This is a genomic window from Legionella steigerwaltii (assembly GCF_001468065.1).
Lineage (GTDB): Bacteria > Pseudomonadota > Gammaproteobacteria > Legionellales > Legionellaceae > Legionella > Legionella steigerwaltii.
Genome location: NZ_LNYZ01000008.1, coordinates 146,211 through 154,834 on the forward strand (window position 1 = coordinate 146,211; position 8,624 = coordinate 154,834).

An 8,624-nucleotide genomic window follows, 5' to 3' on the forward strand; every position below is an offset into this window, starting at 1 on the left:
CGCTGCGCTTTGCCTAGGCTACACTCTAAAAATGGACTCTAAGGAAAATTGGTTTAAACCATAGGGGGTTCAGAGCCTTTATGTTTTTCTTGCTGAAACACGATGTAATCTCTTTGTTCTTTTTCACTGAATTTGCGAAATTCATTTATTTTTGCGGTGATTCTTTCCTTAAGAATTTGTTGATACTCAGAATAATCCGCAGCAGATTTCACAAAATCTTTAGGGGTATTAAAACAATAACGTATGTAGTTTAGTTGATCTTGTGTTGCTTTTGGAAGGACAATTTTGGGACAAAAAATGCTTTTAATAGCCAAGACAAAATCTGAGGTAATAATATTTTGTAAGTCTTGAGCAATTAAATTAAATTCTTCGCGTCGCTCCATGGGAATACTATCCAACTCCCAATTAATCATTTCAATATAATCTGCTTTTAATTTAGTAGAAAACGGCATATTACAAATACTCTTCCTGATATTAATTGTCCGCATTATATAAAATTTGATCACGCGATATCAATAGGATTGATTGATCTTTATCTATTAAAAGTCCATTTCATAATAAGCAGGGTCTGCTTTTGTATAATGATTATTTTCTGTAGTTAATTTTATAATTAAATTTTGACAGTCTTTTTCAGAGATACAAAGTTTCAAGTGCAGGGAACATAAACCTGGTTTTATTTCATCGGCTGGTAATACGGCACATAATCCCCCCTTAGTTTTAATCACATCAGGGTTTTTGACTGAAAACAAGGGAGCGTAATTTTGACAATCTTTACTTGTTTCGACGGTAGAAGAATAAAGTGATGTTTTATTGGTATTAATTTTGATTACGGAAATTAAATCACTTTGTTTTGCGTATAAATTTTCTAATGCCAGTTGGCAATAGTCTGTTTCGGCGAAAGTAATATTGGCTACAAGAGAAAATAGTAGTGATAAGATAAATTTTGTCATAATGTTTGGTTTTAAGTGAGGATGCTTTAATTATATTGGAGAATTTTGCTCGTTAAATATATTTTTGTTTCGGTACCCTCACCCGACGCTTTGCGTCGACCTCTCCCACAAGTGGGAGAGGTGATCATTCCTCAGTAGAAATATTTAAGATCATTTTTATTTTGAAAATGATCAGAATCACCTCTCCCACTTGTGGGAGAGGTCGACGCAAAGCGTCGGGTGAGGGATATTGAACATGAGTATTTACTCCAATGCCTTTAATATTATCTCTAAAACCCCATCGATATGATTAAGAACATCATTATTCCACACACGCAATACAGTATAACCATAGGTTTCTAAATGTGCGGTGCGCAACTTATCATATTCCACAGCCTCCATATGTTGGCCACCATCAATTTCAATAATCAATTTTTTCTCACGACAAACAAAATCTACAATATACTGCTCAATGACATATTCTCTTATGAATTTACATCCATTAAACCGTCTGTTTCGTAAAAAATACCACATTCGTTCTGTTGCAGGAGTACGATTTTTTCTTAGATCTCGAGCTTTCTCCTTCATGAATTTTCCTTGTCGATGCTCGTTATTACACCAAAAGTCCTCCCGACGCTTTGCGTCGACCTCTCCCGATCATTCCTCACATATCGATTTGTTTTCGGCAATGATGGAATAAACCTCGTTATCGCCAATAATTAAATGATCGAGTAAACGTGCATCAACTAATTCTAAGGCATCCCGGATGCGTTCAGTTACAACGATATCCTGATGACTGGGATCGGATAAGCCTGAAGGGTGATTGTGGGCGAGAATCAGTGCTGCTGCATTGAGTTGAAGAACGCGTTCTATGATGGGTCTTGGATGAATCGTTGCTGTATTGATTGTACCAGAGAAGAGCTCCTCGTAAGCAATGATGCGGTGCTGATTATCAAGAAATAACGCAGCAAAGGTTTCATTTTTACTATCGCGCAAACGTTTTTTTAAATAAGCATAGGTTTGCTTGCTGTTGGTGATTTGGGTTTCTTTTTGTAATTGGATAAAATCACTACGTCGACACATTTCTTTGGCTGCTTGCAGCTGGGCATAACGAACTTCCCCTAAACCAGGTACTTGCTTGAAACATTGTTTATCCGCGTTAAGAATGGCTCGTAAGTCACCCAAATGTTTGAGGAGGTCAAAAGCTAATTGCACGCAGGATTTTTTACTATTACCAGAGCTGATAAAAACAGCGAGTAACTCGGTATCTGAAAGGCTTTGTACGCCCTGGGTGAGCAGTTTTTCACGCAGGTTCAACTGCCGTGTTGATTGGACAACCGTCATTTTTCTATTCCTTTATTGCGAAGTTTATGCTTTGATCGATGCTATTCTTATCAAAAAAGACCAGTCATGCAAGATTTTATTGGGAAAAAAGTACTTCTTGGAGTCTGCGGGGGAGTTGCTGCGTATAAATCAGCATATTTGATTCGAGAATTAACTCGAGCCGGGGCTGAAGTAAACGTAGTGATGACGCAATCAGCTCAAGAGTTTGTGAGTCCTTTGTTAATGCAAGCGTTATCAGGCAACAGCACACGTGCTGATTTATTTGATGCCCAAGCAGAACGCGCTATGGGACACATTGAATTGGCACGTTGGGCGGATTATTTAGTTATAGCGCCTGCTTCTGCAAACATGCTTGCCAAAATGGCTCAAGGTATTGCGGATGATTTACTTTCTACTTTGTACCTTGTAGCAGAAGTCCCGGTCATTGTTTGCCCCGCTATGAATCATAGTATGTGGGAGCATCCTGCAACCCAAGCAAATTGCAAAATTTTGCGGGACAGAGGAGCAATTTTTGTTGGTCCTGAAGAAGGTTCACAAGCGTGCGGTGAGTATGGATTGGGGCGTGTAAGTGAAGTGGAACAAATTATGGGGGCATTACGTTTATACGATATACACCAGTTATTGGCGGGTAAAAAAGTACTTGTCACCGCTGGACCTACTCGTGAACCCATGGACCCAGTACGCTATATCAGCAATTACAGTTCTGGAAAAATGGGGTACGCTATGGCAGAAGCCGCTGCTATGGCAGGAGCACAAGTTACCTTAATTAGTGGACCAACTTTGTTACAGGCTTCAGTTGGAATCAAGCGAATTCAGGTTGAATCCGCACAAGAGATGCTTGATGCCGTAATGAAAGAAATTCCTACAGATGGTATATTTATAGGAACAGCTGCTGTAGCAGATTATCGGGTTGAGTCGCCTGCGTCAGAGAAAATGAAGAAAAAAAATCATGAAGAAATGACGCTTAAATTGATAAAAAATCCTGATATTCTAAGTCGTGTTGCTGATTCAGCTCGGGCTTCTTGTGTGGTTGGATTTGCTGCTGAAACCACAGATATCGTGCATTATGCTACTGAAAAGTTACAACGTAAAAAACTGGATATGATTGTGGCTAATTCAGTAGGAAAAGGACTTGGGTTTGATAGTGAAATGAATCAAGTTATTGTCATTACAAAAAACAAGCAAATCGAATTGCCCTTAACCCATAAAACACGTTTGGCAGGACAAATTATTGCAATCATTGCTGCAACTCTGCAAAATGATGCGCATTAAGATTAATAGGAAAAATTATGACCCAAGCAATTCAATTAAAAATTCTTGATGCCCGAATAGGCGATACAATTCCATTGCCTACTTATGCGACCCATGGTGCAGCTGGATTAGACTTGCGAGTTTGTATTAATGAACCCATTCAAATTGCACCGCAAGAAACCGTATTATTGCCTACAGGATTATCAATTTATATCGCAGATCCTAAATTGGCGGCAGTGATTTTACCCCGCTCAGGTTTGGGACATAAAAATGGTATCGTTTTGGGTAATCTAGTGGGGTTAATTGATTCTGATTATCAAGGTGAACTTAAGATCTCTTGTTGGAATAGAGGCGTTGAGCATTTCACAGTGAATCCAGGAGAACGCATTGCACAATTAGTTTTTGTTCCGGTTGTGCAAGCTGCCTTTGAAATCGTTGATTCATTTACCGAAACCTCCAGAGGTGAAGGTGGATTTGGCAGCTCAGGGAGACATTAAATGAAATATGAACAAAAACAAGTTTCTCGTTCTGTGTTTCGTGCTTACGATATCCGAGGCATAATCGACCAAGAGTTGGATGAAAATGCCTTTTATAGTATTGGACTTGCTCTCGCATGTCATTTGCATGATTTAAAACGCCAACAAATCTTTTTGGCACGTGATGGTCGCCTCACCAGTTTTGCTATGGCTTCGGCTTTAAAGCAAGGACTTCTGGATAGCGGGATTGATGTATTTGATTTGGGTGCAGTTCCAACACCAGTTATGTATTTTGCAATTCATACCCAAGGTCTTGATTGTGGATTGATGGTAACAGGAAGTCATAACCCAGCAAATTACAATGGGATTAAAATAGTATTGTTGGGTAAAACCTTAATGCAAGAAGATATTGATATCTTGTATCACTTGGTTCTTGAACGGAAGCGAGTTGTTGGTCAAGGAAAAGAGACTGCACTTGATGTGTTGCCAAAATACAAGCAACGGATTGTAAGTGATATAAAGATCAAACGTCCATTAAAAGTCGTGATTGACTGTGGAAATGGCATCGCCGGACCTATTATACCGGAAGTACTTAAGGAATTAGGTTGTGAGGTTATTGCACTTTATTGTGATGTTGATGGTCACTTTCCTAATCACCATCCTGATCCAACTATAGAAGCTAATTTAGCTGATTTAAAAGCTGCAGTGGCTTTGCATCAAGCGGACTTGGGTTTAGCTTTTGACGGAGATGCGGATCGATTAGGTTTAGTGACAAATAATGGTGAGATGATTTGGCCCGATCGTTTAATGATGCTCTATGTTCGTGAATTATTAACGCGTCTTCCCGGAGCTACTATAGTTTTTGATGTGAAATGCTCAAGTCATTTAGAGTCTGTGATCAAAGAGTCTGGCGGGTTACCTAAAATGTGTCCCACGGGTCATTCCATCGTGAAGCACGTGATGAAAGAAGAAGGTGCGGCTTTGGCAGGTGAAATGAGTGGGCATTTGTTCTTCAAGGATCGCTGGTATGGATTTGATGATGCATTATATAGTGCTTGTCGTTTGCTCGAGATCATTAGTGCATCGAAGCTAACGATAAGTGAACAATTTGAATCAATTCCTAATAGTGTTAATACCCCTGAATTGAAAATTGCCATCGCCGATGATGAGAAGTTTCAATTTATGAAGCGCTTTAATGAAATGGCAGAGTTTCCTAAGGCACGAGTTATCTCAATTGATGGCTTACGTGTTGAATTTGATAAAGGTTGGGGCCTATTGCGTGCTTCAAACACCACTCCTTGTCTTGTTGCCCGTTTTGAAGCGGATGATGAAGATAATTTAGAGCAAATTCAACAATTGTTTAAGAAACAAATGCATTTATTGAATGATAAGTTGGAGTTGCCATTTTAATGTGGGTTTAACCTGGGTGAAGAGCTGTAACCCGGGTTTAAAAGGCTTAAATTACTGTTCTAAAATAAATCATTTTATTGAAAAGTTTTATAAAAAAGAACACACTAAAAAGATAGGCCATGATGATTTTTTCATTACGATAAATGGAGTTTACGGTTGGAACATCTAAAGTCTTTCAATACGCCCCAAACGCCTCATACTGTAGATGTGAATGGAAAAGGCATGCCCATTGTAACAATTGGGTATGGTTGTCAATTGACTATTGCTTCTTCTCAAGCATTGGCACATTATTCATCACCAGTGGCCTTACCACCACAGGCGATGGAGGCGATTGAAGCGTCATATCAATTTTTGAAAACTCATGTTGATTCGAGGGTTCCTATTTACGGTGTGAATACAAATTTTGGTGATCAGGTCCGCTATATCGATACTGCACTCAAAGATACTGACACACTTGATTACTATGATTCGATTAATGAACGACAAGAAAACATTATTCGTTCGCTTTCTTGCGGTTTAGGTACTGTAGTTTCACCTCATATTGTACGTGTCACGATGATGTTGCGTGCCCATTGTTTGGCGCAAGGGTATTCAGGCGTTCATCCTGAATTGATCAATTCACTTTTAGACTTTCTCAATGCAGGTATTACTCCTGTTGTCCGTTGTTATGGTTCTATTGGTGCTAGTGGCGATCTAATCCCTCTTTCTATGATTGCAGCAGCACTTATTGGCGAGCCAGTCGCAGTTACTTATCAAGACAAAGTGATGTTGGCACCTGAAGCAATTCAATTAGCTGGCCTCAAACCGTATAAGCCCGTGATGCGTGATGGACTAGCTTTAATTAATGGCACTTCATTTATGACTGCAATTGCCAGTTTGGCAGTTTATGATTTGCATCATCTATTTAAACGTATGTTGGCTGCGGTTGCGATGACATTAGAGTCCTTACTCGTGATTAGTAGTGCGTATCATCCGATGGTACACCAACTGAAAAAACAGAAGGGTGAAATAGAAATCAATCAATTTTTTATTGATTTCTGGGAAGGTAGTCAACTATTGACTGATTTAGATGAGTTGCGGACAAAAGATTATACCTATAAACCAGTACAAGATTATTATTCTATTCGTTCTGTTCCTCAAGGATTCGGCCCTTTCCAAGAGAATTTGGAGCGTGCTATCGGGTGGATAGAAAGTGAAATGAATTCCGTTAATGATAATCCTGTTATCGATGTTACTGCGAATAATATTTATCACAGTGCAAATTTTATGGGTTATTATGTTACTGATGCATGTGATATTTTGAAAATGAATATTGCGCAAGCTTCAACTTGGATGCATGCATTGCTCGCAAATTTAGTTCATCCACGGAAAAATCATAATTTACCGGTGAACTTAGTACCTAATCCAGAAAAACACAACGGTTTTCGTTCCATGCAGCTTTTGTCTGCTGCTCTTGCGGTACAAAATCGCAAATTGGCTCAGTCACATCAGGCATATACTTTACCGACTGAAGGTGATAATCAAGATGTGAACAGTTTGGGAACACATGCTGCTTTTGATTTGCAAGAGTCAGTTGCCAATTTAGAACGTCTAACCGCTATTTTGCTTCTCGCAGCAACACAAGCGCTTGAATTTCGTGGTGTTGAAAAAGCAAGTAAAAAAGCTCAATCTATTTATCACACGGTTCGTCAATATTCTCCAAAAATAGAACATTGCAGACCGATGTCGGAAGAAATTGAGATGATGGTTAATTTATTAAAGGATGGCAAAATATAGTAAATGGTCACCTTGTAGCAAGGCCTACGTGACCTATGGCAAAATATAAGGGAGTGAACGTGCGCCAATTGTCTCATTTATACCTAGCGATTTCTGTATTTGGTCTTTCTTCACCTGTTTCGGCACACTCCGATTTTAGTTTGCCTTTTGTTAATTCATCGAGTTTGGGGGTGGCTTATGCAGATTGGGCATCCGCCGCCAGTGATGCAAGTACGTCTTATACAAATCCGGCGGGTTTGGTGAAATTACCGCATCAACAAATTGTGGGCAATTTATTAGGTATCACAGGTACTGCGCGTTTTACAGGAACTTCCGTCACTCCGTCATTTCCTTTTCCTTTCCCTGTGGTGCAATCTGGGGTAGCACATAGTCAAATTAAGGCGTTCATGCCTTCATTTTATTATGCAGCCCCCCTGAACCAGCGCATTAGTGTTGGTTTAAATTTTACGACTCCATTTGGGTTGGGCACGAATTATGGTTCTTCACGCTCATCAATCGCGCGTTATGCATCAACACGTTCCCAAGTTGTAGGGATTGATGTAGGTCCGAGCTTGGGTATGAAAATAACCGACCGTTTTTCTATAGGCGGAGGATTTGATGCGCTTCATTTGGCATTTACACTCAATAATATGTATGGCCCACCCATTTCTTTTCCTTTCGATTCAAGGCTTGAAAATCATTTAAGTGGCTGGGGATACGGTGGGCATGGTGGTTTGTTATTTGACTTTTCGCCGGTAACCCGAATTGGGCTAAGTTATTACTCTAAAATCTCAATTACGACAAATGGACACAGTACTGTTCGTATACCTTTTGGAGGAGTCTTCAGAACCAATCAACAAGAGACCAAAGCCGCTTTGCCCGCCCGAGCTCAATTAAGTGTGCAACATGATTTTACCCCGCGATGGACGGGGATGGGCACGGTGTTTTATACCAATTGGAGAACATTTAATCAAATAACAATGGAACATACGGAAACTCCTTTTGGAGTAACAATTCCAGTAACGATTCCTTTCAATTATCACAATTGTTTTGATTACGCAGTTGGTGCTACGTTTAAGGCAACCGAAAAATTGTTATTACGCGGTGGTATTCAATTTATGAGCACACCTTCCAATGACAAGGATCGTGGCATTGCAGATCCTGTAGGCAGTGCAACGATTCTGGCTGTGGGAGCACATTTTCAACCCACTGAGAATTTAGGCTATGATGTAGGAGTTGGTCATTCGTTCTTCAACCAAATGCCGGTGAATCTTGTTACTCCTGTGACATCACTTTCAGGACATACCAACACACAAACGACAGCGATTGGTGGACAAATTACCTGGAGTTTTGCGTAGCGCACCGTGCCTAAATTTACCGAGCGGATGTATTTGGCGCATCTTGCGTGATAATAATACTTCAAAAGCTTCACATACGGATGTATGCTACGTTCCTCAGC

The 8,624-nt window shown here is 39.9% G+C and carries 9 protein-coding genes; 5 read left to right on the top strand and 4 right to left on the bottom strand.

Annotation, left to right across the window (positions count from 1 at the left end):
* Positions 1–53: 53 nt before the first annotated feature.
* The 4 genes from Lstg_RS06010 to radC form a co-directional block, all read right to left on the bottom strand.
* Entirely contained in the window at positions 54–452 is a 399-nt protein-coding gene (locus tag Lstg_RS06010) for a hypothetical protein (protein ID WP_058476757.1), read from the bottom strand.
* A gap of 87 nt (positions 453–539) precedes the next feature.
* Positions 540–950, bottom strand: a complete 411-nt coding sequence (locus Lstg_RS06015; protein WP_058476758.1) for a hypothetical protein — start codon at positions 948–950, stop codon at positions 540–542.
* Positions 951–1,193: 243 nt separating this feature from the next.
* Positions 1,194–1,517 carry an endonuclease domain-containing protein gene (locus Lstg_RS06020; RefSeq protein WP_058476759.1) on the bottom strand — a complete coding sequence of 108 codons (324 nt, stop codon included), beginning with the start codon at positions 1,515–1,517 and terminating at the stop codon, positions 1,194–1,196.
* A 69-nt stretch (positions 1,518–1,586) separates the two neighbouring features.
* The gene (radC, locus tag Lstg_RS06025) at positions 1,587–2,273 is read right to left on the bottom strand and encodes a RadC family protein (RefSeq protein ID WP_058476760.1); all 687 of its coding nucleotides are present in this window, start codon (positions 2,271–2,273) and stop codon (positions 1,587–1,589) included.
* A gap of 66 nt (positions 2,274–2,339) precedes the next feature.
* Here radC and coaBC point away from each other — a divergent pair, with 66 nt between their 5' ends.
* The 5 genes from coaBC (at position 2,340) to Lstg_RS06050 (ending at position 8,523) form a co-directional block, all read left to right on the top strand.
* On the top strand, positions 2,340–3,545 hold the full coding sequence (coaBC, locus tag Lstg_RS06030) for a bifunctional phosphopantothenoylcysteine decarboxylase/phosphopantothenate--cysteine ligase CoaBC (RefSeq protein WP_058476761.1): 1,206 nt from the start codon (positions 2,340–2,342) through the stop codon (positions 3,543–3,545).
* A gap of 17 nt (positions 3,546–3,562) precedes the next feature.
* Positions 3,563–4,021, top strand: a complete 459-nt coding sequence (gene dut / locus Lstg_RS06035; RefSeq protein WP_058476762.1) for a dUTP diphosphatase — start codon at positions 3,563–3,565, stop codon at positions 4,019–4,021.
* A complete protein-coding gene (locus Lstg_RS06040; protein WP_058476763.1) occupies positions 4,022–5,410 on the top strand; it encodes a phosphomannomutase/phosphoglucomutase in 1,389 nt (462 codons plus the stop codon). It begins immediately after the preceding gene.
* A 222-nt stretch (positions 5,411–5,632) separates the two neighbouring features.
* Complete coding sequence (locus Lstg_RS06045; RefSeq protein WP_115324594.1) at positions 5,633–7,186, top strand: HAL/PAL/TAL family ammonia-lyase; 1,554 nt, start codon at positions 5,633–5,635, stop codon at positions 7,184–7,186.
* A gap of 35 nt (positions 7,187–7,221) precedes the next feature.
* Entirely contained in the window at positions 7,222–8,523 is a 1,302-nt protein-coding gene (locus Lstg_RS06050; RefSeq protein WP_238585380.1) for an OmpP1/FadL family transporter, read from the top strand.
* The last annotated feature ends 101 nt before the right edge of the window (positions 8,524–8,624 follow it).